This window comes from Gottfriedia luciferensis (genome assembly GCF_002156865.1).
In the GTDB taxonomy this organism is placed as follows: domain Bacteria; phylum Bacillota; class Bacilli; order Bacillales; family Bacillaceae_G; genus Gottfriedia; species Gottfriedia luciferensis.
This window is the reverse complement of sequence record NZ_NCTA01000008.1, coordinates 15,541-42,118: the sequence shown is the minus strand read 5'-3', so window position 1 is coordinate 42,118 and position 26,578 is coordinate 15,541. Positions and strand designations below refer to the sequence as shown.

Below are 26,578 nucleotides of genomic sequence, written 5' to 3'. Positions count from 1 at the left end.
ATATGGCATTTATTTCGCCACTTTAATCTCCGATACAGGCCAGAATACAAAACTTGCTCGACCTAAAATTTCTTTTTGACTGACTGTCCCGATAATACGACTATCTTTACTTAGGCGACGATTATCTCCTAAAACAAATATTTGTCCTTTTGGTACAGTTTTTCTTCCTGTGATATCTTCTAACTTAAAGTCTTCAGTTAAAGGACCATCTGTTGTTTCTTTTTTGTATTTATTTAAATATGGTTCTTTATAAGCTTTACCGTTAACATATAATACATCATTTTTATATTCTACAGTATCACCTGGTAAGCCAATTACACGCTTAATATAGTCTTTCTCTTTTGTAGCATGAAAAACAACAATATCAAAACGTCTTGGTTCGTGTAGTTTGTAAACAATTTTATTTACAATCATTCTACTTTGATCCTGTAATGTTGGCATCATTGAGATACCGTCAACTAGAACTGGCGTAAAAAGGAATGTTCGAATTCCAAGTGCAAGTACAAGCGCAATAAAAATTGTTTTCACTAATTCCCAAATTCCACCACTATTGCTTTCTTTCAACCTAATCCCTCCATTAATAACCATACGTTTTGCAGTATCAATCCTAAATTATGTAATAGGGTAATACCTTTATTTATGTATTCTATTTTACTTTTTATTATATCCATATTCTACATAAATTGGAAAAAAAGGAGCTTGTTTTATACAAGCTCCTTTCAAAAGACTATCGAAGTTCTTTAATTCTTGCTTTTTTACCAGTAAGTGCACGTAGGTAGTAAAGTTTAGCACGACGTACTTTACCGCGACGAACAACGTCTAATTTAGCAATTTTTGGAGTGTGAATTGGGAACGTACGTTCAACACCAACTCCGTAAGAAATTTTACGAACTGTGAAAGTTTCGCTAATTCCGCCACCACGACGTTTAATAACTACACCTTCGAATAATTGGATACGCTCACGAGTACCCTCAACAACTTTAACGTGTACTTTTACAGTATCTCCAGGACGGAAAGACGGTAAGTCAGTTCTTAGTTGTTCTTTTGTAATTTCGTTAATTAAATTTTGCATAATGTATGCTCTCCTTTTCCAACCGATGCTCTTACAAGATTTATCTACTCGCAGCGGAACACCGAGAATAAAGGCTTAAGTATTTACTCAAGCCACAAGTTATATTAACATATTTTATTAATGCATGCAACTAGTTTTCTTTATTTAATTCTTCCTTTACCTGCTCCATCCATTTCTCTTCTTTTTTAGATAAAGTATAATCTTCTAGTAGATCTGGACGGCGCATTAATGTGCGCTTATAAGATTGTTTCGTACGCCATTCTTCGATAAGGGCATGATTTCCAGATAATAAAACATCAGGTACTTTATGACCTCTAAAATCTGCTGGTCTCGTATAATGAGGATGTTCTAACAAACCTGTACTAAATGAATCTTCAATTTTTGATGTAGTATTACCAAGTACACCTGGAAGAAGTCGAACAACGCTATCTGCAATTACCATTGCACCAAGCTCACCGCCTGTTAATACATAATCACCAATTGAAATTTCATCCGTTACTACATGCTCTCGAATTCTTTCATCATATCCTTCATAGTGCCCACAAATGAAAATAAGGTGTTCTTCTTTTGCAAGCTCCTCAGCTTTACGTTGACTAAAACGTTCTCCTTGAGGACATAGAAGGATGACTCTTGGCTTATTTTCGCTTTTTGAAACTAAATCATCTACTGCATCAAAAATCGGCTGAGGAGCAAGTACCATGCCTGCACCACCACCATAAGGATAATCATCAACATTTGAATGCTTATTCGTTGAATAGTCTCTAAAATTCACACAACGAAATTGAACTGCTTCCTTCTCCTGTGCTTTTTTCAAAATGGATGAATGTAATACCCCTTCAAACATTTCAGGGAAAAGTGTTAAAAAGTCTAATTTCATCATAAAAGACCTTCCATTAGCTCAATTTTAACTTTTTTATTCTCTACATCTACTTCCTTAACAACTTGCTCTATATAAGGAATTAAAGCATCTTTCTGCCCTTTTCTTTGAATGACCCAAACATCATTTGCACCTGGAGATAAGATTTCTTTAATTTTTCCGATTTCTTCTCCATCGATTGTTTCAACAACACATCCGATAACTTCATGATAATAGAACTCATTTTTATCTAATTCATGCAATTGATCGTCCGTAATTTTTAATATTCCATTTTTAAATGGTTCTACTTCGTTTAAAGAGTCAAAACCTTCAAAAGTAAGTAAATCAAAGTTTTTATGTACACGGTGACTTGTTACTTTTAATTCGATCGGCTTGTCATCGTTTTGTTTAAATAAATAAAGTGTATTCCCTTTCGCATAACGTTTTTCTGGAAAATCAGTTCTTGAAATAACACGAACCTCTCCTCGAACACCATGTGTATTTACAACTTTTCCGACATTTAAATAATTCTTCATTTGATTACCTCAATATATGATATTTATACCGTACTTTTAGTTTAGCCATTCAATGTGTATATATGTCTAGTAATGTTGAAAACGGCCCTTAGCAATAGCCAAGGACCGTCTAACATTACTGAATATCTAAGTGAATACGTTTTGCGTGTTCATTACTTGCTGCATAGACAACTGTACGAATCGCTTTAGCAATTTTACCATGTTTGCCAATCACTCTGCCTGCATCTTCAGGATTAACCTGCAAATGAAAGAATAGATTGTTCTCATCTTCTTTAACTTGAAGTGAAATATCTTCTGGATGATCTACAAGACTTGAAACAATTGCATTAATGAGTGTATTCATCTTTTTTTCCATCATTACTTGCCGTTGCGAGCGTTGTGGAATTTCTCTAAGATACCAGCTTTAGAGAATAAGTTACGAACTGTATCAGATGGTTTAGCACCTGTTCCTAACCATTTTAATGCTGCTTCTTCGTTAATTTTGATTTCAGCTGGTTGAGCAACTGGATTGTAAGTTCCAATTTCCTCGATGAAACGTCCATCACGAGGAGAACGAGCATCTGCTACTACTACACGATAAAAAGGAGATTTTTTAGCTCCCATACGTTTTAAACGAATTTTAACTGCCATTTTTAAAGCACCTCCGAAAATATTTACAACGTTTTATATATTATCAAAAACCAATACTGTTTGTAAAGTAAAATTTCTTAACAGCATCATTTTTTATTAAATGATGTTAAAATGCTGGAAATTTATACAAAAATTTTAGAATAAGCCCGGAAACTTAAAGCCTTTCTTCTTCCCTTTTTGCATGCCGCCCATCATTTTCATCATTTTTTTCATCTCTTCAAACTGTTTTAACAAACGGTTTATTTCTTGAACAGGACGCCCAGAACCTTTAGCAATACGTTTTCTACGACTAGAGTTAATAATGTCTGGTGTAAGCTTTTCCTGTTTTGTCATCGATTGAATAATTGCCTCTACATGAGCGATTTGTTTATCGTCAATTTGCAGATCATTCAATCCTTTAATTTTGTTAGCACCTGGCATCATTTTTAAAATATCACCAAGTGGTCCCATTTTTTTAACTTGTGAAAGTTGATCTAAGAAATCATCTAAAGTGAAAGATGCATTTCTTAATTTTTGTTCCATTTCTTTTGCTTTTTCTTGGTCTACAGATTCTTGTGCTTTTTCAATTAAAGTAAGCACATCACCCATACCTAGAATACGTGATGCCATTCGTTCTGGATGGAACGGCTCAATTGCATCTAGTTTTTCACCAAGACCAACAAATTTAATTGGAGTATTTGTAACTGCACGAATCGATAAAGCTGCACCGCCTCGAGTGTCGCCGTCAAGCTTCGTTAGTACGACTCCAGTTAATCCTAGTTGATCATTAAAGCTTTGTGCCACATTGACTGCATCTTGTCCTGTCATTGCATCAACGACAAGGAAGATTTCTTCTGGTTTTGCTAGCTCTTTAATTTGGTCTAGCTCTTCCATTAGACCTTCGTCAATATGTAAACGACCTGCTGTATCAATTAGAACGTAGTCAAGATGCTCATCCTTTGCGTGTTGAATTGCTTGTTTCGCAATTTCAACCGGACTTACTTGATCACCTAATGAAAATACTGGCAAATCTAATTGTTTACCTAAAGTTTGAAGCTGTTTAATCGCTGCAGGGCGATAAATATCTGCTGCAACTAATAGTGGCTTACGATTATACTTTTTACGTAATAAATTAGCTAATTTACCGGTCGTTGTTGTTTTACCAGCACCTTGTAAACCAACCATCATAATAACAGTCGGTGGGCGATTCGCAACAGCAATTTTGCTTTGTTCTCCACCCATTAATGCCGTAAGCTCTTCTTGAACTACTTTAACAACATGCTGACCAGGTGTTAAGCTTTGTAATACCTCTTGACCAACAGCACGTTCAGAAACACGTTTCACAAAATCTTTAACAACTTTAAAGTTAACATCCGCTTCAAGTAAAGCAAGACGTACTTCTCTCATCATTTCTTTAACATCAGATTCCGATACTTTACCCTTGCCTCGAACCTTTTGTAATGTCTTTTGAAGTCGGTCGGCTAATCCTTCAAATGCCATAAAACCGTCCTCCTTATTATTCTAATTTCTCTAACGCATCGATTACTCGAAGGAACTCGTCATCTACAACTTTACCCTTTTCGGAAAAAGATTTCAATTCATTTAAAAGTTCATTTCGTTGTTGAAATTTTTTTAGAAGTAATAATTTCTCTTCATACTCTTCTAGCATAGCTTCTGTACGTTTTATATTGTCATAAACCGCTTGTCTACTAATGCTAAACTCTTCCGCAATCTCACCTAAAGAATAATCATCCAAATAATATAATGACATATAGCTTTGTTGTTTAGGAGTTAAAAGAGATTGATAAAAATCATATAGATAGTTAATTCTCATCGTCTTATCTAACATCGTATGATCTGCCAAAACTATCACTCCCTTGTTAAGTGAATTGCCTTTACATATGCTAGTTTACCTAAAACATTTTACCCTGTCAAGCAATTTTGCTTTAAGGGACTAAAAGCAAGAATATAAAAGGATTGCAGAGAATTAGTTATTGCTCTCTGCCCTTCCTACAATTACTGGCCTTCCTGCTCTTTCATCATGTCTCCAAAAAGTCCATATACAAATTGTTCTGCTTGGAATGGTTGTAGATCGTCCATTTTTTCACCAAGCCCTACGAACTTTACTGGAACTTTTAGTTCATTTCGGATTGCTAAAACAATTCCACCTTTAGCAGTTCCATCTAATTTTGTTAATACGATTCCAGACACATTCGTTGCTTCTGAGAATGTTTTTGCTTGAACTAGACCGTTTTGTCCTGTAGTTGCATCAATTACTAGTAAAACTTCATGTGGTGCACCAGGTACTTCTCTTGCAATCACATTACGTACTTTTTCTAACTCTTTCATTAAGTTTACTTTATTTTGTAAACGTCCCGCTGTGTCACAAAGTAATACATCTACTTTACGTGCCTTTGCAGCTTGTACTGCATCATACATTACTGCTGCTGGATCTGAACCTTCACCTTGTTTAATCGTTTCAACTCCTACACGCTCTCCCCAGACCTCTAGTTGCTCAATTGCACCAGCTCTAAATGTATCTCCAGCTGCAAGTAGCACTTTCTTTCCATCCGATTTTAATTTATGAGCAATTTTACCAATCGAAGTTGTCTTACCTACACCATTAACACCTACGAATAATACAACCGTTAGACCGTCAGGATTCATATTTAATTCAAATGAATCGTCTGATCGATCGTCACCTTTATATAATTCAACTAATTTTTCAGAAATAACTTCTTGAACTTCTTTAGGATCTTGAATGTTTTTTCTTTTTACTTCTAATTTTAATTCTTCTACTAATTCCATTACCGTGTTGACACCAACGTCCGCCATAATCAGAATTTCTTCTAGTTCTTCGAAGAAATCCTCATCCACTTTACGGTATTTAGCAAATAATTCATTTAATCCTTCAGTTAAATTACTTCTTGATTTCTCTAATCCACTTTTAAATTTTTGAGTAACTGTCTCAGTTTGCTTTGAGATCGTTTCTTTTAACTTCTTAAAAAAGCTCATGTCATCCAACCTTTCTATTTTTCATTCGCAAGTAGTGCTTCACCCTCATCTAATCGAACGGATACTAGTGTTGATACACCATATTCTTGCATCGTAACACCATATAGTACATCACTTTCTTCCATTGTTCCTTTACGGTGAGTAATAACAATAAACTGTGTTTCTTCACTAAAATATTTTAAGAACTTTGCAAAACGAGCTACATTCGCTTCATCTAATGCAGCTTCCACTTCATCAAGTACACAGAATGGAACAGGACGTACTTGTAAAATGGCAAATAGTAACGCAATTGCAGTAAGCGCTCTTTCTCCTCCTGATAGTAATCCAAGGTTTTGAAGCTTTTTACCTGGAGGCTGTGCAACAATGTCGACACCAGTTAATAATAAATTATCTTCATCCGTAAGAACTAAATCAGCACGCCCTCCACCAAATAACTGTGTAAAGACGACTTGGAATTTTTCACGAATTGCTCTAAAGCTCGTTTCAAAGCGTTTCGTCATTTCTTCATCCATTTCACTAATCACATTATAAAGTGTGATTTTTGCTTCATTTAAATCTGTTCTTTGTTCTTGTAGGAAATCATGTCGTTCTGAAACTCGATCATATTCTTCAATTGCTCCAATATTTACAGTTCCCAACTCTTCGATCGAACGTTTTAACAGTTTCACTCGTTTTCTTGCATCTTCAACGCTCATTTCTAACACATATTTCATTTTTGCCGCTTCATAAGTAGTCATATACGCAATGTTTAACTGTTCTAAACGATTTTCTAGTTCAACATCTAAACGATTACTATTAACTTCTTGTTGTTTCAATAAATCAGAAAGAGACTTATATTGGCGTTGTTTTTCGCGTAAAGACTGAGCATAATCTTCTAGCTCTGTTTGAAAAGCAATACGTTCTTCTCGACGTTTAGAAATAATTTCAGTTGTTTTCGAAAATTCAAGGCGCGTACTTGAAATCATTTTTTCAAGTTCTTCCTTACCATTTTCATTTGTCATTAGTTCACTAGACAAGAATATTATTTTTTCTTTCGTTTCTTCTAGAAGCTGCTTTTGTTTTATCGAATTTTCTTCAAATTGACGAATTCTCTCATTACTATAATTTAGTTTTTGCTCTTCCTGAGCTAAAGAAATTTTAAGAGTTGTTAATTTCGATTGTAATTTATCTTTAATTTCTTTTTGATTATTTTTACGCTCAGTCAGTTCATTGATCTTCTGTTCTTTCGTCATAATTTCACTTTTCACTTGCGTGTTTAATGAAATTAACTCTTCAAGTCGATCTTTAACTCTCAATTGATCACTTGCTGAACTACCCATTTCTAAATCATAAATTGCTAAAGCGTCATTTATATTTCTTTCTTCAAATTCAATACTTTTTAACTGTTCCATTATTGAAACAAATAATTGTTTATCGTTTTGAATTTCATCATTTAACTTTTGAGACTCTAGTGATTTTTCTTGTTTAGCTGTTTTAAGTGTTTGAACTTCACGTTCTACTGAACTAGTCTTTTCTTGCATATCTTTTAGTTTGATCGTTATTTCTTCTAGTTCTCTTTGTCTACCGATAAGTGATGCGTTTGTAGTACGGACTGCTCCACCAGTCATCGCACCGCCTGGATTTACTACATCTCCATCTAGCGTAACGAATCGATAGCGATGTCCCACAAGCTTCGCAAGCTCATTTGCACTTTTTAAGTCTTGTGCTATTAATACAGTACCAAGTAGATTTTGAATTACTTGTTCAAATTCATTCGAATAGCTTACTAATGTAGATGCGATTCCTATGAAAGATGGATTTCTTTTCAAACCATCAACTACATTTGCTGGAATTGTACGTGCTTTAACAATATTCATAGGTAAAAAAGTAGCTCGTCCTAAACGTTGCTGTTTTAAAAATTGAATTGCTCTTCTAGCATGTTCGTCATTTTGAACGACAATCTGTTGAGTTGCAGCTCCAAGTGCGATTTCAATTGCAGTTTCATATTCTTTGTTTGTTGTAATAAGTTCAGCAATTGCACCTTTAATCCCTTCAAGCTTTGTTCCTCGAGCTTTCAAAATTTCTTTAACACCTTGATTAAAGCCTGCAAAATCTTCTTGAAGCTCCTCTAGCGTTTCTTTACGAGATTTAGTTTGTTGAATAAATTGATATGCTTTATATAAGAGTTCCTCTTTTTCTTTTAAAGATGCTGTAATTCCCTCTAGTTTATGAGTCAATTCATCATATTTAGCATTTAACTCTTGTAGCTTTCTATCAAATTTATTTTTTTCTTCAAGTAAATTTGATTTTTTTAGATGTAATTGCTCTCTTTGACGGATATATTTTTCATTTTCTTGGTCTAATCGACTTGATTTTACTGAAAATTGTTCAAGTTGCTTTTCAAGCATTGTTTTTTCATTATTAATTGAAGCCTGATTATTTAACAGTTCAATATAGTCCGATTTGATCATTTCAATTTGTTCTTCAATGTCACCTTCAAAAGAAGTAATTTCATCTTGGACTTGGATGATTTCTTTTTTAGTCTTGTTCACACTTTGACTTGTCGAATTTTTTTCCTCTTTTTCAACTGCAATTAATTTTTCTAGTTCATTTATTTGCTCAGTCACTTCATCGACTTGTTTTCTTAATTGTTCAGATTGATTGGACGTATTTTTTTTACGTTCCTTCATTAGTTCTTTCTGACCTTCGTATTTTTCCAAGTTCTTTGTAACTGTTAATAGTACTTGTTGTAATTGATCAATTGATTCATCTAAAGCATTTAATTTTTCTTGTAATTCGTGTTGCTTTGATTCTTCTGTTGCAATTTCAGTAGATAATGCAATTTCTAAATCAGAATTTTGAGCAATTTCTTGTTTTAACTGTTCCCACTTTTGATGAAGTGATTCAATTTCATATACTAAAAGGGCTGCTTCAACTTTTTCTAATTCATCTCTATGTTCTATGTATTCTTTTGCAATAGACGCCTGGATTTTTAATGGTTCAATTTGAGCACCTAATTCAAATAAAATATCATCCACTCGATTTAAGTTTTCTTGCGTCTCATTTAATTTCGCTTCAGCTTTTTTCTTTCGGTTTTTATATTTTAATACACCTGCAGCTTCTTCAAATATACCTCTTCGTTCTTCAGGCTTGCTACTTAAGATTTCTTCTACTTTCCCTTGTGAAATAATAGAGAATGCTTCTCGTCCAAGTCCAGAATCCATAAATAAATCAACAATATCTTTTAATCGGCATGATTGTTTATTTATATAAAAATCACTATCACCGGAACGATACACACGCCTCGTCACACTTACTTCACTAAATTCTAAAGGTAGTTGCTGATCCCCATTATCTAATGTAAGCGTAACTTCTGCATAATTTAATGGCTTTCTTCCTTCACTACCAGCAAAAATGATATCTTCCATTTTTGCTCCACGTAATGATTTTGCTGATTGTTCACCTAAAACCCATCTGATGGCATCTGTTATATTACTTTTACCGCTTCCATTTGGTCCTACAACTGCTGTAACGCCTTTTACAAAATCTATTGAAACTCGCTGAGCGAATGATTTAAATCCAATTATATCTAGTCGTTTGAGGAACAACTGAATTCCCCCTTTTTTGATTTAATTATATACACAAAAACTCCCCCTTAAAAGGGGGAATTCGTCATTTTAATTGATTATACGACAAGTTTCTACTAGATTCATCTTAAAATCTACTTACTTGACTCTCTAAGTTTTAATAAAGCTTCTTTAGCTGCGTGTTGCTCAGCTTCCTTTTTTGATCTTCCACTACCGATTCCTAAAGTTTCACCGTTTAATAATACTTTCGAAACAAATTCACGGTTATGAGCTGGTCCTTTTTCTTGAAGGATCTTATACTCAATCGAGCCAGTAGAATCTCTTTGTACAAATTCTTGTAATTGACTTTTAAAATCCATCACATGCGAAAAAGCACCATCATTTATTTTTGGAAAAATATGTAGAGATAAGAAGTTTATAACTGTTTGAAGTCCTTGATCTAAATATAATGATCCGATGAATGCTTCAAAAACGTCTGCAAGAAGTGCAGGTCGAGTTCTACCGCCTGTCATTTCTTCTCCGCGGCCTAATAAAATATATTGACCAAAATTCAATTCATTTGCAAATTTCACAAGTGATGGTTCACAAACGATTGCAGCACGTAATTTTGTCAGCTCGCCTTCGCTCATCGTACTATATTTTTGAAATAAATATTGCGAAACAGTTAATTCTAAAACTGCATCTCCTAAATATTCTAGTCTTTCGTTATCTTCATATGGTTTTTTTCGATGCTCATTCACATAGGATGAATGTGTAAATGCCTGAATAAGCAAACTTTCATCATTAAACTTACTATTTATTTGCTTTTGTAATTTTACAAATTTTTCTTTTTCAATATCTGATAGTTTAAATTCTCTTACTCTTCTTGAATGCGGCATATTTACCTCCTACTAAAAGCAGTTTGATATGCTGCTAAACCTACTAGTCAAGAAAATGATGAGAAGTCCCGTACAAAATACGGGACTTTTCTCATTACATGTTGCTCTCTATGTAGTTCACAACATCACCAACTGTGACGATTTTTTCAGCATCTTCGTCAGAAATTTCTAATTCAAACTCATCTTCTAATTGCATTACTAACTCAACAACATCTAATGAGTCTGCGTCTAAATCTTCTTTGAAACGGCTTGTAATTTGGATCTCAGATTCTTCGACACCTAAACGGTCAACAATAATCTTTGATACACGCTCTAATACGTCTTGCATTATTATTCACCTCCCCCCAAAGATAGTCTACTTATGCATTATACATAAAAATGTGGCAAACGCCAAACTAAATCATCACAAGACCACCGTCAACATTAATTGTTTGACCTGTAATGTAACGACTAGCATCCATTGCTAAAAATACTACTGCATGTGCAATGTCTTCTGGTTGTCCAAAAGATTGTAATGGTATATTAGCTAACATTTGGTTTCTAATTTGCTCATTTAATTCATTTGTCATATCAGTTTCAATAAATCCAGGTGCAATTGCATTGACTGTAATATTTCTAGATGCCAATTCTTTTGCAGCTGTTTTCGTTAAACCTAATACACCAGCTTTTGCTGCAACATAATTCATTTGTCCAGGATTACCAATTTGTCCTACAACTGAACTAATGTTAATAATACGACCGTTACGTTGACGAGACATGAACTTAGCTGCGGCTTTGATACAATTGAATACGCCTTTTAAATTCGTATCAATTACATCGTCCCAATCTGAATCTTTCATACGTAATAATAGACCGTCTCTTGTAATACCTGCATTGTTTACTAGTATATCAATACTACCAAATTCATCAACAGTATTTTTTACTAACGTTGCAACTTCTTCACTATTTGAAACATTTGCTTTATATGCAATTGCTTTAACGCCAAGTGCAGTAATTTCTTCCACCACTTGCTGAGCTGCTGCTTCATTTCCTGAATAGTTTACAACTACATTTGCACCGTTCTTCGCTAGGGATAAAGCGATTGCTTTTCCAATCCCTCTAGATCCACCTGTTACTAAAGCAACTTTACCATTTAACATGTTTTCATTTCCTCCCATTCATTTAAAAATTGGTTTAATGTTTCTACATCATAAACATTTACTAATTTCGCTGAAGGAGAGATTGCTTTTACTAATCCTGTTAATACTTTACCAGGACCAATTTCAACAAATGTGTCAACACCAAGCTCAACAAGTTCTTGTATCGATTGATTCCATTTTACCGGAGAGAATAATTGTTTAACTAATAATTCCTTAATATCATTTGCATCTGTTATTACATTTGCAGTTACATTAGAGATTAATGGAGTAGCACAATCATTCACATTAATTTTATTTAGTTCATTTTGGAATTCTTCACTTGCAGGTTGCATTAATGAAGAATGGAAAGGTCCACTTACTTTTAAAGGTAATACGCGTTTCGCACCAGCTTCTTTAATTAAACCAGAAGCGATTTGAACACCTTCTGCATCCCCAGTAATTACCACTTGAGTAGGAGAATTATAGTTAGCAATACCGACTGAATGACCTTTTTTATTTACTTCAGAAATAACTTCTTCAATTTTTTCAGGAGCAAAAAATAATACAGCCGCCATAGCACCTTGACCAACTGGTACTGCTTGTTCCATTAATTGTCCACGTTTATGAACAAGTTTTACACCATCTTCAAATGAGATAGCTTCTGCGGCAACAAGTGCAGTAAATTCTCCTAAGCTATGACCAGCAACATAGTCTGGTTTAATTCCAGCTTCTTTAATTTTCTCAAGCATAGCAATTGAAGTTGTTAAAATTGCAGGTTGAGCATGATATGTAACAGTTAATTCTTCATCATTTCCATTGAAAATAATATCAGATAGGTTAAAACCAACTTGTTCATTTGCAGTTTCAAAAATAGAACCGCACTCTTTAAAACTTTCAGCTAAATCTTTACCCATTCCAACTTTTTGTGATCCTTGTCCAGGAAAAATAAATGCCACTTTACCCAATGGAGTGACCCCCTTATGCGTTTGATTCGATATTTTTCTCCATGTGATCACTTACTAGTTTAACAACATTGTGTTCAACCATCGTTTGTGTTTGCTTAATTGCACTAAAAATCCCTTGAGCATCAGAGCTTCCATGCGCTTTAATAACAGGTGATTTTAAGCCAAATAATGCTGCTCCACCGTACTCTGAGTAATCCATTTTCTTTTTAACACCTTTTAAGTTCGGTTTTAAAACAGCTGCTGCAAGCTTCGATGTAAAATTAGTAAGCATCGCATCTTTAATTAATGAAAACATTGCAAGAGCGGTACCTTCAATCGCTTTTAAAGCTACGTTACCAGTATACCCATCTGTAACGACTACATCTGCAACCGAGTTCATTAAGTCTCTTGCTTCGACATTACCAATAAAATTCAAATCACTTTCTTTAAGTAATTGAAATGTTTGTTTTGCTAATTCGTTGCCTTTTTTATCTTCAGTTCCAACATTCAATAAACCAACCGTTGGATTTTTAATTCCTCTTACTTTTTCAGCATATACGGATCCCATAATAGCATATTGCAATAAGTGATTCGCTTTGGCATCGACATTTGCACCTACATCTAGAAATACAAATCCTTTTCCATCTAATGTAGGCATAGTAGGAGATAGTGCTGGTCTTTCAACACCTTCCATACGACCAACAACTAGTAAACCAGCAGTCATTAACGCACCTGTGTTTCCAGCTGAAATACAAGCATCGGCATTTCCTTCTTTTACTTCATTTGCCATCAATACCATCGAAGCGTTCTTCTTTCTACGAACAGCTCTTACTGGTTCTTCGGTACCTTCAATTACTTCGTCTGTATGGATAATCGTTATATTTTTATCATTCGTTAAGAATGGTTTAATTTTAGATTCATCACCAATTAAAGTAATCTGTATATCATTTAATTTCTCAACTGCAAGCATCGCGCCTTCAACAATTGCTTTTGGTGCATGATCTCCACCCATTGCATCGATTGCTAATTTCATCTTTTTTTCACTTCCTATTCTTCAATACTTCGGTGATACATTTCAAAAAGACCATGGAATACATGTTCATTTTCAACGTAGCCATTGATATCAACAGTCTTGCGTTTCGGATCTCCTGTTTGCGGTAATACTTTTGCTTTGGCAATTACTCGATCATTCGTTCTTACCGGTTTAATAAAAACAAAATTTGATTTAGCCGTTAGTGCTAAATCATCGTGAATAACTGCAACTGCTAGAGAATTAGCCTGAGCAAATAAGTGATGTCCTCGTGCAATTCCATTTCTACTAAAAGTATGCTCTTCCTTAACATCAAATATAGAAATAGCGCTTTCGTTTAAATGAATATCAATAACTTCACCGATTATTTCATCAACCGGAAGTGATTTTACATCTTCTAATTGCTGAGTGGCAACATTTTTAATCCGTTCTCTTAACTCAGGAATTGATAATTCAAGACGGTCAAGACGAATAGTTTGTATGCTAACAGATAATTGACTTGCTAAATCTTCATCTGTAATAAACGGATTTTCTTGTATAATTTTTTTTAACAATTCATGACGATCTCTTTTATTTCTTTTTCTCATAATACATACCTCTATACTAATTTGTGACCAGGTATTAAATACAGTTTATATTAAAAACCCATATAATTCAATATTTTTTTACAAACTTTTAATACCTAGTACTAATCTAATTTTTCTGAATCAAATATTCCTGTTCGTTCTAAATAGATTCTTAACCCTTGATATTCATTAGCTTTCCAAAAAACATCCGAATTAACTAGCATTGTTGCATCGTTCCGTGCAACCTCTAATGCACGATAGTCATGTACCATATCAGCCATTTTGAATTCAGGTACCCCACTTTGTTGTTTCCCAAAGAAATCTCCCGGTCCCCTTAATTCTAAATCTTTTTCGGATAGCTCAAACCCATCATTTGTTTCCGTCATGATTGTTAGTCGTTCTTTGCCTACTTCACTTTTTGGATCCCCAACTAAAATACAATACGATTGTTCAGAACCTCGTCCGACTCGACCTCTTAACTGATGTAATTGTGATAGTCCAAATCGATCGGCGTCATAAATCACCATTACTGTTGCATTTGGTACGTTTACTCCTACCTCTACTACTGTCGTTGATACTAATATTTGAACCTCGTTAGCGGCAAATGCCTTCATCACATCATCTTTATCACTAGAAGATAGTTTTCCATGCATCAATCCGACTTTCGCCTGATCTTTATAGTGAAAAGATAGCACACTGTGTAAGTCTAACGCGTTTTGTAGGTCTAGTTTTTCTGACTCTTCAATCAGCGGGCATATTACATATGCTTGTCTACAATTCCTAATTTCTTTACCGATAAAATCCAAAACACGCTCAAACATTTCTTGTTTGACCCAATACGTTTCAATCTTCTTTCGGCCAGCAGGATATTCATCAATAATCGAAACATCCATTTCCCCAAACGCAGTTATTGCTAATGTTCTCGGAATAGGTGTTGCAGTCATAAATAAAACATCCGGATAATAACCTTTTTCTCTTAAAACTCTTCGTTGGCCAACACCAAATCTGTGCTGTTCATCCGTAATAACTATACCCAGTTTATTAAATTGAACCTCGTCTTGAATCAAAGCATGAGTACCAACTAATATATGTACATCACCGTTTTTCAACCGTTCTAAAATTTCACGGCGTTTTTTCCCTTTAACCGAACTAGTTAGAAGTTCAACCTGAATGTCTGTATGTAGCAACATTTTTGCCAGAGATTCAAAATGTTGTTCAGCTAGTATTTCTGTCGGCACCATTAGAGCACCTTGGTAACCATCAAGAGCACATGCGTATAAGGCAATTGTAGCGACAACGGTTTTTCCTGAACCAACATCACCTTGTAATAAGCGGTTCATTCGATGTGGACTTTCTAAGTCATTGAAAATTTCTTGTACAACTCTATTTTGAGCATTTGTCAGTGGAAATGGTAAGGATTGGATTAGTTGTTGTATTTTGTTTTGGTTTAATACCTTTGGAATACCTTTTGATTGATTCCGCTGAATTTTTCGAAGTGCTTGCATTTTTAATTGAAAAAGAAAAAACTCTTCATAAACAAAGCTTCTTCTAGCTTGTTTTAAACTATTTGCATCGATTGGGTGGTGTAACAACCTCATTGTTTCTGCACGATTTAACAGTTTATATTTTTGAATGAACTCATTAGGAATTAAATCATTTATTAAATGACCAAATTTTTTAAAAGACTGCTCAACAAATTTACGCATTGTTTTAACTGACATTTTCCCTTTTATTGAATAAACGGGTTCAATTTCATGGTTATCGGTACGGGTACCAAAAACTAGGTCGGTTAATGTGATCGTTTGTTTATGTTGATCCCATTTTCCTGAAACAGTCACTTGTTCATTCAAATTTAATTTCGTTTTATAATACGGTCTGTTAAAACAAATAACTGTAATTAAATATCGATCGACTAGTACTCGAAATGTTAGACGTGATTTGTTTTTACCAAAATATTGAAGAAGAGGAGCGCTATGAACAATCCCCTCGACTGTCACGCGCTCTTCATGTTTCACTTCTGATAAATCTTTATTTCGATAGTCTTCATATCGATACGGTAAATATTCAATTAAGTCATTGATAGTATAAATACCCATATCATTTAACTGTGCTTCGGTTTCCTCACCTACACCACTTAATATAGATATTTTTTGATCAAGTTCAATACTCACTATTTTTTTAGCGAAACACCAAATATTTTTGCTTCCAATTCACGTCCAGTTGGCGTAGCCGCTAATCCTCCTTCAGCAGTTTCTCTTAGAGCAGATGGCATTGTTTGACCAATTCGATACATTGCATCGATTACTTCATCACAAGGGATACGACTTGTAATTCCTGCTAAAGCCATATCTGCAGCAACCATTGCATTTGCAGCACCCATAGCATTACGTTTAACACATGGTACCTCTACTAAACCTGCAACAGGATCACAAACTAATCCAAGCATATTTTTTAAAGTAATGGCAAATGCTTCTGCACTCTGACTTGGCGTTCCTCCAGCCATTTCTACGATCGCAGCTGCAGCCATCCCACTTGCCGAACCAACTTCTGCTTGACATCCTCCAGCTGCACCTGAAATCGATGCATTATTCGCTACTACAAACCCAAAAGCTCCTGATGCAAATAGGAACTCAATCATTTGCATACGAGAAGGATTTAATTTTTCCTTTACTGCAAAAAGTGTTCCTGGAACTACTCCAGCAGAACCTGCTGTTGGTGTTGCACAAATAGTACCCATTGCCGCATTAACTTCGTTTGTCGCAACCGCTTTACTTACAGCATCTAAAAGTAAATGACCAGAAAGGTAGTTTCCTTTGGCAATGTAGTTTTGAAGTAACACTGCGTCTCCACCTGTTAATCCTGTTGGTGAATGCACCCCTGCTAAACCTCTTTCGACTGCCTTCTCCATAACAACAAGATTTTGTTCCATTTTCCCAATGATTTCTTCACGGCTTCTTCCAGTAAAGAGCATTTCTTGTTGAATCATTATTTCTGAAATTTTAACGTTTTTCGATTCAGCTAGTTCTACTAATTCAGCTACGTTTTTAAACATTTTTTGTCCCCCTCTCCTTAATCAACCATTTTCGTAACACGAATAATATGTGGTAATGATTCAATTTCTTGTAATATTTTTTCATCTAAGTCTTGATCAACTTCGATTGCCATCAATGCAATTTGTCCTACTTCTTTACGTGAAACTTCCATGTGACCAATATTCACTGCATATTTCATTAAAACATTTGTTACACCTGCAATTGATCCAAAACGATCATTATGAACAACTAGGATTGCAGGGTAATTGCCTGAAAGTTTTAATTCAAATCCGTTTAACTCAATAATCTCAATTTTACCGCCACCGATTGAAATACCGACTAATTCGAATGGTTGTTCATCATCAACAATTGAAATTTTCACTGTATTAGGATGCTCAGTTACGGCATCTTCTTCGATGAATTCGACAGACATTCCTTTTTGATTTGCTATGTTTAATGATTCTCGAATACGCTCATCGAAAGTATCAAAATCTAATAACCCACCAATAAGTGCAACGTCTGTACCGTGTCCGCGGTATGTTTTAGCGAATGAACCGTATAATGAAATTACGATTTTCTTTGGTTCTTTTCCGTAAAGATTTCTTGCTACACGACCGATTTTAGCTGCTCCCGCTGTATGTGAACTTGATGGACCAATCATAATTGGACCAATAATGTCAAAAACACTTTTATATTTCATCACGTTTCCCCCATTACGTTATTGTAAAAGCGTAATTATATATAGTTTTTCTATTGTTAAATCAAAACATCTATATAAAAAAATGGAATTAAAGACATAACAATGTCCATCTTATAGTGTAATACGAAATTCATAAGACTTCTATGATATTTTACAATAGTATCTAAATAATTAACACAAAAAAGAAGAAGTCTCATTACTTCTTCTTTTTTGTTAGTTAAAAATTGTTTGTAATTAAGTATTGTGATTGTTTAGTTCCATTGCAGGATACTCGCTTTCCATGGGGCGTGAGCTGAGCCTCCTCGTCACGTTCGTTCCTGCGGGGTCTCAGCCTTCCCGCATTTCCCATAGGAGTCGAGCATCCTTCCATTCCATTCAACTTCTTTAAATATGAAAGTGTTTCTTTAAACATCTAAAATACTCATATAAAATTCATTATTAATTTCTTTCCTTAAGTGCAGGAACAAGGAAAGGAAAGATCTTAAAAGACTTTAGATTATAATATAACTTCTGTCCTATCTATTATCCCTGTCTTTTCTGTTTTTCCCATTTCAATACAATAAAAAAAGAAGAAGCATCATCACTTCTTCTTTTTTTTATTATTCGATTGAAAATATAAATGAATATAATGGTTGATTTCCATTATGAACTTCAACTTCAACGTGATCAAAATTTTCTTCTGCAAATTCAACTAATGTTGTAATTTCTTCTTCTGAAACGTCTTGACCGTATAAGATTGTTAAAATTTCTGAGTCTTCATCGATCATTTTTGATAATAATTTTTTTGCAGCTTCTAGCTGATCTGCGTCAGTTGTAATAATTTTGCTTTCTAGAATACCCATAAAATGATTTTTTGTAATTTCTACACCATCAATTTCAGTATCTCTTACAGCATATGTTATTTGTCCAGTTTTTACTGTCGATAATGCCTCTTTCATTCCTTCTTTATTTTCATCTAACGAAGCAGTTGGATTAAATGATAATAAAGCAGTCATTCCTTGAGGAACAGTTTTAGATGGAACAACAGCAACATTACATTCTGCAACTGATGCAGCTTGTTCAGCAGCCATTACTATATTCCCATTGTTCGGAAGTACAATGACATTTTTTGCATTACATTGTTCAATCGCTTTTACAATGTCCTCTGTACTTGGATTCATTGTTTGACCGCCTTCGATCACTACAGTAGCACCGATGCTTTCAAATAATGTTTTAATACCTGAACCCATTGCTACTGTAACAATTCCAAACTCTTGTTTTTCAGTTATTTTAACAGACTCATTTTTAGAAGGAGAATCATTTGAAACCTCTTCATGTAGTAAGTTAGAATGTTGTTCGCGCATATTTTCCGCTTTTAGTTTTAAAAAGCTTCCGAAACGTTGACCTAAATTGAAAACTTCTCCTGGATATTCAGCGTGAATATGAACTTTTACAATTTCATCATCAGCAACAACTAATAATGAATCTCCCCAAGCACTTAATTCTTTACGGAAAGTATCGATGTCAAAAGGGTGCTTTTGTAATTTATCTTGTTCAAATTTCACCATAAATTCTGTACAATATCCATAAATAATGTCTTCAGTATTTAGCATACTTTGAACATTTCGATGCTCAGCCTCTACTAACTCTTCAAGCGAAAGTGCCGCTTCTGCACCTTCCAACGAAATTTCTTCACCTTTTAATGATGCCAAGAAACCTTCATATACAAGTACAAGTCCTTGACCACCACTATCTACTACCCCTACTTGCTTTAGTACAGGAAGTAGATCTGGTGTACGATTTAAGGATGCCTTTGCTTCAGCAATTGTTTCTTCAAGAAAAGGAATAAATTCCTCATGTGTTTTCGCAATTGCAACTGATTTTTTTGCTGTTTCTCTTGCTACTGTTAAGATTGTTCCTTCAATTGGCTTCATTACAGCTTTATACGCTGTCTCAACACCAGCTTCAAGAGCTTGAGCAAATTCAGCAGTTGAAATTGTTTCTTTTGTTTCAATTGATTTAGAAAAACCTCTAAATAACTGAGACAGGATAACACCAGAATTTCCACGAGCACCCATTAATAAGCCTTTTGCAAAGCTTTGTCCAACTTTACCTACATGACTATTTGGTTTTTCTTTTACTTCCTTTGAACCAGAAGTAATCGAAAGATTCATATTCGTACCAGTATCACCATCCGGCACTGGAAATACATTTAATGAATCTACAAATTTTACATTTTTCGTTAAATTATTTGCCCCTTGAATCACCATATCTGCAAATAATTTACCGTCAATACGTTTTATCGACACAAATTCTCCTCCTTAATGCGTCTTACAGGTTTGCAACTTTTACACCTTGAACAAAGATGTTTACAGAATCAACTGATAACCCTAATGTTTGATCAAGCGTGTACTTCACTTTATTTTGTACGTTATTAGCAACCTCAGAAATCTTTGTACCATAGCTTACAATTATGTACATATCGATATTTACGTCTTCACCAATTTGGCGAACAATAACACCTTTTGTGAAGTTTTCTTTTTTTAGGATTTCAGTAAGACCATCCTTAATTTGTTTCTTAGAAGCCATTCCAACAATACCGTAGCAATCTATGGCAGCTCCACCAGCAATTGTAGCAATTACATCTGTACCAATCTCGATTGTTCCATATTGAGTTTTCATTTCTAATGACATTTTTTGGTCCCCCTTATTGGATAATCCAAGTATAGTTAGTTATACTACTTACTTAATATTGTATACCTTTTTCCAAAATAATTCTATTGACTCAGTTTTATTATAGACAATTTTAAAATATTCATGGTTAATTATAGAAAATACAATTTTTTGAATTACACATAAATAAGTCGAAGGTCCCTCTATAATATTTAGTATATCATACAATTCAATGTCAAGGTTTTTTTCTTGAACAACTTACCAATAACTGTTGCATTACGGAGGACGGTATGATAAATTATAGTAGTGTTTCTTAATGAAAATAATCATTGAAATGTTATTCCGTGTTTTGTGAGGAGGGAAATAGATGGCTCGTGTTTGTGTAATTACAGGAAGAAAAACTCGTTCTGGTAACACTCGCTCTCACGCTATGAATGCTTCAAAACGTACTTGGGGTGCTAACCTTCAAAAAGTTCGTATTTTAGTAAACGGTAAACCAAAGCGTGTTTACGTATCAGCGAGAGCATTAAAATCAGGTAAAATTGAGCGCGTTTAATTTATTAACGTACTAAAAAGCATAGCTTACAGCTATGCTTTTTTACTTTTATTATGATACCTACCTGCATTTAATTCTTTTACGATTTTAAAACAGAACCCCTTGCCTAACCTTCTTTCCTAAAAGTACTCAACATAGCGCGAACGAGTCCGCCAAGAAATTTGGGTAATTTAATCGTATAAAATCTCATGCTTTCCCTCCTACAAGCTTTTCTAGCATATTTTAAGGAAAAGATTAATCCTATTACATTCTACTTGCGATGAGTGAAAACTATGACATGAAGTTGTTAATCTTTGCTCCTTACTACTAATGCTATGCCACTGCTAAATGAAATAGACCCCTCATCCTGCGCTAGTTCATTGCTCACACAAAGAGAAGAACCAATTTCTAATAGATGGTTAGTCAGTGGGTATTTAAACCCGATTAGCGTTAAATTCTCGATTAGATTGCCTAAAGAAAAAAATGAAATGTATTTAAAATGAGCCACTTTACTTATTAAATGAGTTCCTGAGTTCATTACATACATTTCGTTAAATTCATCCACAATCTTAATCGGAATGCCCGAGTCCTTAAACTTGATTAAAAGAGCAATACTGCCAAACTCATGGTCTAAACGTCTTCCAGTCACGCAATGTATGAAGATATTCTTTGGTTTTTGTGAAATAGCCCATTGAAGAGCTAATTCTAGATCTGTTTCATCTTTTTCTGGAGGATAGATAAATACATGTGGAACGAGCGCTTTTATTTTTGCTAAATTCTCATTACTTAATGAATCAAAATCTCCAAAAATAGCCTCTGGAATTAACTCTTCTTCAATTAAATAATAAGCTCCATTATCCACACCAATCAACATGCAATTTTTGTTATCATCTGATAACGTTGAAATTGTATTCGTTTTAGGTCCTGCACCAACTATATGTATATCCAACTTACATTCCACCTTTAAAAAAAAATGCAATCAAAATGATTGCATTCAGACTGCCCGCCAAACGCTCGCTTTCTTCGTTGCTTCGCCCACCTGTGGTGCTCATTACCGTTTAAGGGTAACTCCGCTCCTCGCCAGGCTTTGCGCCTCGAAAGACAAACGTTTTCAATCAGTCTGAAAATCAGATAAATTAGACTATGTCTACACACTGAATGCAAATCAAAATGATAGCATTATCCTCTAATTCTAGCTATAGCTTCTTTTCTGTTTTCTTTATTATAAACAGCTGAACCAGCTACTAAAACGGTAGCACCTGCTTCAATACAAAGTTTTGCAGTGTGTTCATCCACACCACCATCTACTTCGATTTCAACTGTTAAATTACGTTCTTTAATCATATTAGCAACTTGCTTGATTTTTGGCACAACTGAATGAATAAATTTCTGGCCACCAAAACCAGGATTTACAGTCATTAACAGAACCATATCAATATCATCAATAATGTGTTCAATCGTTGATACAGGAGTAGCTGGATTTAAAACAACTCCTGCTTTAATACCAAATGATTTAATATTTTGGATTGTACGATGTAAATGAGTACAAGCTTCAACATGGACAGTAATAATATCTGCCCCTGCTTTAACAAATTGCTCAATATATTGATCAGGTTTTTCAATCATTAAATGAACATCTAGTGGCAGTTTTGTCACAGGTCTGATTGCTTCAACAATTAGTGGACCAATTGTAATATTTGGTACAAAGTGACCATCCATTACATCTACGTGAATATAATCTGCCCCTCCACGTTCTACATCTAAGATTTCTTCTCCAAGTTTAGCAAAATTAGCTGATAAGATCGATGGTGCAATTTTAACCATGACTAATACCTCGGCTTTCTGTCTCTTATTTCTTCAATGAATGATACATAATGATCATATCGTTTTGGAGCAATTTCTCCACTTTCAACAGCAGCTTTTACTGCACATTTAGGTTCTTTTAAGTGTGTACATCCTCTAAACTTACATTCTTGACTTTTCTCTCTCATTTCAACAAAGCAATAGGATAAATCCTCAGCATCAATTCCAATAAATTCTAAGGAACTAAAACCTGGCGTGTCAGCAACTAACCCTTGACCAATTTTAATTAATTCGACATGTCTAGTTGTATGTTTTCCTCGTCCTAAATGCGTTGAAATTATGCCTGTTTTTAAATCTAATTCAGGATTAATTGCATTTAGCAAGGTAGACTTGCCGACACCAGATTGACCTGCAAATACTGAAATTTTATTCGGTAAATGAGGAAGTACTTTTTCTAAACCTTCTTCAGTTTTTGAAGAAGTTAAACATACTTCATATCCAATTTGGCGATAATAAGAAACATAATCATATATTATTTGTAATTGAGTTTCTGTACATAAATCGATTTTTGTAATGACAATTAATGGTTTAATTTCATTAAACTCAATTAAAACGAGAAATCGATCTAATAAGATTGGAGAAAAATCTGGTTCTACTGCAGAAAAAACTAAAATTGCTTGATCAACATTTGCAATAGGTGGTCGAACAAGTTCATTTTTTCTTTCTTTGATTTCAAGTAGATAACCTTCTCCGCTTTTTTCAACATGGTATTCTACTTCGTCTCCAACTAAAGGTGTAATTTTCTTATTTCGAAAATTCCCTCTTCCTCGACAAGCAACAACTGTCTCATCTGTTTCAACATAATAGAACCCACTTAACGCTTTTACGATTTTGCCTTCTGGCATATACTCACTCCTACAGGTCTTTAAGTCGATGGATAAGGTACATTTCTTTCTGCAATAACTGTACCATCTTTCACAATTTTATAGGAAGCAGTTTCTCCAGGATCAATTGTTACTTCTATATTAATTGTATTAGTTTCTTTGATCTGTTTTGATATTGCAGCTTTTTCACCATTATTATTTTTATCCTTAATAAAAACCTCAATTAACTGAGGTGAATCAGGATTAGTAGGTGTATAAGGTACTTGTACATTAATAGTTACTTTTTTCGTTTTTTCTTTTGGTTTCCCTGAAGAAATAACTACATTAATGGTTTCTCCTTCTTTAACTTGGCTGTTAGCAGCTGGAGATTGTGAAATGACATGATTTTCAGGAACAGTATCTGATTCCGTCTTTTTAATGTTAAGCTTCAAATTATTATCATTTGCATAATTATCAACATCTTTTCTGGACATACCAGTTAAATCTCGAAGAATAACACTCGATGAACCTTTACTAATCCATATATCTAAATCCGTTTCAGATGGAACAACTTCTGCACCAACATTAGGAGATTGATCGATAATTTCTCCTTCAGATTCATCACTTTCAATATAATGAGTTGTGACTGAACGATAATCATCCTCTAAACGGGTCTTTAGTGAATTATATTGAAATCCTTTAAGATTTTCCATTTCATTGCTTTTTTTACCTTTTGATTTATAAATTGTGATTGAAGAGTTTTCTTTGACAGTTTCTCCGATATTCGGTGAAGTTTTTACTACTTTCCCTTCATCAATTTCATCATCAAAAATTTCTTTCGGATCACTTATTTTTAACCCTTTTGATGCTAATAATGTAACCGCACTTTCATATGTCATATTTTTAACATCAGGTATTTCTACATCTTCTGGTAAGAATAATGCAGGAATTAAGGTTATTGCCAATAAACCACCTATTAGTAGTGCAATAAAAGTTCCAATAATAAATTTTGCAAATTTATTTTTCTTTTTACGTTTTAATTTATCTGGTTCTTTTTTATCAGACTCTTTTTTAGTAGTCTCGTTCTCTTTTGTTGATTTTTTTATTGGCATGACAACTGTATCATCATTTGCGGACATAGGGATATCCTTAATGATCGGAATCACTTTAGTTTCGTCATCATTTGCTGGAATAACGAATGGTTTTTCATTTATACGATCACTATCTAGTGCAGTTTGTAAATCTAGCTTCATTTCGTCTGCAGAATCATATCGATAAAAAATATCTTTTGCAGTTGCTTTTAAAACGATATTCTCAACACTTTGCGGTATTTCTGGATTAAATCTTGTTGGCGGTGGAACTTCGCTTTGTAAATGTTTTAATGCAATTGCAACCGCACTTTCACCCGAAAAAGGTAATTTTCCAGTTAAAAGTTCAAACATAACAATTCCTAAAGAATAAATATCAGACTTCTTATTTGCTACACCACCTCTTGCTTGTTCAGGAGAAAGGTAGTGTACAGAACCAAGGACTGAATTTGTTTGGGTAATTGTTGCTGCTGTTGAAGCTGTTGCGATTCCAAAATCAGTTACTTTCACATTTCCATCTTTATTGATTAGAATATTTTGCGGTTTTATATCTCTATGAACAATTTGAAAATGATGAGCATGTGCAATAGCAGACGCTAACTGTTCCATTATCCTTATAACGTCTCTTGGCTTTATAGGAGTATGATGTTGAATATATTCCTTTAAAGTTTCACCTTCCACATATTCCATTACAATATATTGTAAACTGTCTTCTTCTCCTACATCGTATGAACTTACAATATTAGGATGAGATAACGAAGTAACTGAATATGCCTCACGTTGAAATCTTCTTAAAAAGTCTGGGTCGCTGGAAAAATCAGCTTTCAGCATTTTTACTGCTACATCTCGATCTAGTATCATATCACGGGCTAAATAAACGTTCGCCATACCGCCAGTACCAATTAATTTTAAAATTTTATATCGGTCGTTTAGGCGTCTACCAATCATCACGTTCATCATCACCCCTTCTCATTATCTCTAGATTCGTACTTAATAATGGCAAGCGTGATGTTATCTTCTCCACCAAGTTCATTCGCTAACTGAATTAACTGGTTTCCGATTATTTCTAATGGTAGATTCTCATTAAATTTTTCATCTAATTGTTCATTTGAAATTTTATTGGATAAACCATCTGAACATAGGATTAGTAAATCATCTTCTTCCCATGTCAATGTTTTAATGTCAACATTAACAGTTTCCTCAGTACCAAGAGCTCTTGTTATTACATTTTTACGAGGATGAAGTTCTGCATCCTCCCTTGAAATTTGTCCAAATTTTACAAGTTCAGCAACTAAAGTATGATCATCTGTTATTTGTTTAAACCCTTCACTGTTCTTCAAATAACTTCGACTATCTCCTACATGTGCCACAGTAAAGAACAAAGGGGTACAGATAATCGCTTCAAGTGTTGTACCCATCCCTTTGCATTCTTCATTTTGTTCTGAGTGAACTAATAAGTTTGTATTTAATTGAAATACAATATTTTTTAGCCAAGATTCTGCTTCTATTGGTGTTTCAAAATTACTAGTATTTTTCCATTCCGCTTCGAGGAAATTGATGGCCATCATACTGGCAACCTCACCCGCTAAGTGACCACCCATTCCGTCAGCAACTACAGCTAATACGATCCCTGAATCATTCGTAAAAATGCCTACGCTATCTTCATTATGCCCACGAACTTTCCCCGTATCAGTTTGAAAAAAAGTCTGCATTTT

General features: G+C 34.3%; 28 protein-coding genes. 1 reads left to right on the top strand and 27 read right to left on the bottom strand.

The features are described from left to right. Positions 1-9: 9 nt before the first annotated feature. The 21 genes from lepB to B7R67_RS08350 all read right to left on the bottom strand — a co-directional run bounded on the left by lepB (position 10) and on the right by B7R67_RS08350 (position 20,595). The gene (gene lepB / locus B7R67_RS08450) at positions 10-564 is read right to left on the bottom strand and encodes a signal peptidase I (RefSeq protein ID WP_088069417.1); all 555 of its coding nucleotides are present in this window, start codon (positions 562-564) and stop codon (positions 10-12) included. A gap of 163 nt (positions 565-727) precedes the next feature. Then, positions 728-1,072 (bottom strand): 50S ribosomal protein L19, encoded by a 345-nt coding sequence (gene rplS / locus B7R67_RS08445; protein ID WP_088069415.1) that lies wholly within the window; start codon positions 1,070-1,072, stop codon positions 728-730. A gap of 130 nt (positions 1,073-1,202) precedes the next feature. Beyond that, positions 1,203-1,949, bottom strand: a complete 747-nt coding sequence (gene trmD, locus B7R67_RS08440) for a tRNA (guanosine(37)-N1)-methyltransferase TrmD (protein ID WP_088069544.1) — start codon at positions 1,947-1,949, stop codon at positions 1,203-1,205. Further along, a complete protein-coding gene (gene rimM / locus B7R67_RS08435) occupies positions 1,949-2,464 on the bottom strand; it encodes a ribosome maturation factor RimM (RefSeq protein ID WP_088069413.1) in 516 nt (171 codons plus the stop codon). Before rimM ends, trmD begins: the two co-directional genes overlap by 1 nt. Positions 2,465-2,579: 115 nt before the next feature. Further along, positions 2,580-2,807, bottom strand: coding sequence for a KH domain-containing protein (locus B7R67_RS08430; protein ID WP_025569023.1), 228 nt, complete (start codon positions 2,805-2,807; stop codon positions 2,580-2,582). A 14-nt stretch (positions 2,808-2,821) separates the two neighbouring features. Continuing rightward, positions 2,822-3,094 carry a 30S ribosomal protein S16 gene (gene rpsP / locus B7R67_RS08425; RefSeq protein WP_025569022.1) on the bottom strand — a complete coding sequence of 91 codons (273 nt, stop codon included), beginning with the start codon at positions 3,092-3,094 and terminating at the stop codon, positions 2,822-2,824. Between the two features lie 135 nt (positions 3,095-3,229). Beyond that, positions 3,230-4,573: a signal recognition particle protein gene (gene ffh / locus B7R67_RS08420; RefSeq protein WP_088069411.1), complete on the bottom strand. Its 1,344-nt coding sequence runs from the start codon at positions 4,571-4,573 to the stop codon at positions 3,230-3,232. A gap of 16 nt (positions 4,574-4,589) precedes the next feature. Beyond that, positions 4,590-4,922, bottom strand: coding sequence for a putative DNA-binding protein (locus tag B7R67_RS08415; RefSeq protein ID WP_088069542.1), 333 nt, complete (start codon positions 4,920-4,922; stop codon positions 4,590-4,592). A 167-nt stretch (positions 4,923-5,089) separates the two neighbouring features. Continuing rightward, on the bottom strand, positions 5,090-6,088 hold the full coding sequence (ftsY, locus tag B7R67_RS08410; protein ID WP_088069409.1) for a signal recognition particle-docking protein FtsY: 999 nt from the start codon (positions 6,086-6,088) through the stop codon (positions 5,090-5,092). 14 nt (positions 6,089-6,102) lie between these two features. Continuing rightward, the gene (gene smc, locus B7R67_RS08405) at positions 6,103-9,675 is read right to left on the bottom strand and encodes a chromosome segregation protein SMC (RefSeq protein WP_088069407.1); all 3,573 of its coding nucleotides are present in this window, start codon (positions 9,673-9,675) and stop codon (positions 6,103-6,105) included. 113 nt (positions 9,676-9,788) lie between these two features. After that, entirely contained in the window at positions 9,789-10,532 is a 744-nt protein-coding gene (gene rnc, locus B7R67_RS08400) for a ribonuclease III (RefSeq protein ID WP_088069405.1), read from the bottom strand. Between the two features lie 94 nt (positions 10,533-10,626). After that, positions 10,627-10,860, bottom strand: a complete 234-nt coding sequence (acpP, locus tag B7R67_RS08395) for an acyl carrier protein (RefSeq protein ID WP_025568936.1) — start codon at positions 10,858-10,860, stop codon at positions 10,627-10,629. A 67-nt stretch (positions 10,861-10,927) separates the two neighbouring features. Further along, a complete protein-coding gene (gene fabG, locus B7R67_RS08390) occupies positions 10,928-11,671 on the bottom strand; it encodes a 3-oxoacyl-[acyl-carrier-protein] reductase (protein WP_088069403.1) in 744 nt (247 codons plus the stop codon). Further along, a complete protein-coding gene (fabD, locus tag B7R67_RS08385; protein ID WP_088069401.1) occupies positions 11,665-12,615 on the bottom strand; it encodes an ACP S-malonyltransferase in 951 nt (316 codons plus the stop codon). Before fabD ends, fabG begins: the two co-directional genes overlap by 7 nt. A gap of 13 nt (positions 12,616-12,628) precedes the next feature. Beyond that, positions 12,629-13,627, bottom strand: a complete 999-nt coding sequence (gene plsX, locus B7R67_RS08380) for a phosphate acyltransferase PlsX (RefSeq protein ID WP_088069399.1) — start codon at positions 13,625-13,627, stop codon at positions 12,629-12,631. Between the two features lie 14 nt (positions 13,628-13,641). Next, positions 13,642-14,211 (bottom strand): transcription factor FapR, encoded by a 570-nt coding sequence (fapR, locus tag B7R67_RS08375; protein ID WP_088069397.1) that lies wholly within the window; start codon positions 14,209-14,211, stop codon positions 13,642-13,644. A 101-nt stretch (positions 14,212-14,312) separates the two neighbouring features. Continuing rightward, positions 14,313-16,361, bottom strand: coding sequence for an ATP-dependent DNA helicase RecG (gene recG / locus B7R67_RS08370; RefSeq protein WP_088069395.1), 2,049 nt, complete (start codon positions 16,359-16,361; stop codon positions 14,313-14,315). Then, positions 16,361-17,242: an L-serine ammonia-lyase, iron-sulfur-dependent, subunit alpha gene (gene sdaAA / locus B7R67_RS08365; protein ID WP_088069393.1), complete on the bottom strand. Its 882-nt coding sequence runs from the start codon at positions 17,240-17,242 to the stop codon at positions 16,361-16,363. The genes recG and sdaAA overlap by 1 nt, the downstream gene beginning before the upstream one ends. A gap of 17 nt (positions 17,243-17,259) precedes the next feature. Beyond that, the gene (sdaAB, locus tag B7R67_RS08360) at positions 17,260-17,922 is read right to left on the bottom strand and encodes an L-serine ammonia-lyase, iron-sulfur-dependent subunit beta (RefSeq protein WP_088069391.1); all 663 of its coding nucleotides are present in this window, start codon (positions 17,920-17,922) and stop codon (positions 17,260-17,262) included. A 599-nt stretch (positions 17,923-18,521) separates the two neighbouring features. Beyond that, complete coding sequence (locus B7R67_RS08355) at positions 18,522-20,210, bottom strand: DAK2 domain-containing protein (RefSeq protein ID WP_088069389.1); 1,689 nt, start codon at positions 20,208-20,210, stop codon at positions 18,522-18,524. 22 nt (positions 20,211-20,232) lie between these two features. Further along, positions 20,233-20,595, bottom strand: coding sequence for an Asp23/Gls24 family envelope stress response protein (locus B7R67_RS08350; RefSeq protein WP_088069388.1), 363 nt, complete (start codon positions 20,593-20,595; stop codon positions 20,233-20,235). A gap of 346 nt (positions 20,596-20,941) precedes the next feature. Here B7R67_RS08350 and rpmB point away from each other — a divergent pair, with 346 nt between their 5' ends. Further along, positions 20,942-21,130, top strand: coding sequence for a 50S ribosomal protein L28 (gene rpmB / locus B7R67_RS08345; protein ID WP_088069386.1), 189 nt, complete (start codon positions 20,942-20,944; stop codon positions 21,128-21,130). Between the two features lie 106 nt (positions 21,131-21,236). On the opposite strand, the gene spoVM is transcribed toward rpmB, so the two are convergent. The 6 genes from spoVM to B7R67_RS08315 all read right to left on the bottom strand — a co-directional run bounded on the left by spoVM (position 21,237) and on the right by B7R67_RS08315 (position 26,575). Further along, entirely contained in the window at positions 21,237-21,320 is an 84-nt protein-coding gene (gene spoVM / locus B7R67_RS08340) for a stage V sporulation protein SpoVM (protein ID WP_088069384.1), read from the bottom strand. A 96-nt stretch (positions 21,321-21,416) separates the two neighbouring features. Continuing rightward, entirely contained in the window at positions 21,417-22,058 is a 642-nt protein-coding gene (locus B7R67_RS08335) for a thiamine diphosphokinase (protein WP_088069382.1), read from the bottom strand. Positions 22,059-22,288: 230 nt separating this feature from the next. Continuing rightward, entirely contained in the window at positions 22,289-22,933 is a 645-nt protein-coding gene (gene rpe / locus B7R67_RS08330; RefSeq protein ID WP_088069380.1) for a ribulose-phosphate 3-epimerase, read from the bottom strand. 2 nt (positions 22,934-22,935) lie between these two features. Further along, complete coding sequence (rsgA, locus tag B7R67_RS08325; RefSeq protein ID WP_088069378.1) at positions 22,936-23,817, bottom strand: ribosome small subunit-dependent GTPase A; 882 nt, start codon at positions 23,815-23,817, stop codon at positions 22,936-22,938. A 20-nt stretch (positions 23,818-23,837) separates the two neighbouring features. Beyond that, complete coding sequence (gene pknB / locus B7R67_RS08320) at positions 23,838-25,814, bottom strand: Stk1 family PASTA domain-containing Ser/Thr kinase (RefSeq protein WP_088069540.1); 1,977 nt, start codon at positions 25,812-25,814, stop codon at positions 23,838-23,840. Positions 25,815-25,822: 8 nt separating this feature from the next. Beyond that, positions 25,823-26,575: a Stp1/IreP family PP2C-type Ser/Thr phosphatase gene (locus B7R67_RS08315; RefSeq protein ID WP_088069375.1), complete on the bottom strand. Its 753-nt coding sequence runs from the start codon at positions 26,573-26,575 to the stop codon at positions 25,823-25,825. Between the last annotated feature and the right edge of the window lie 3 nt (positions 26,576-26,578).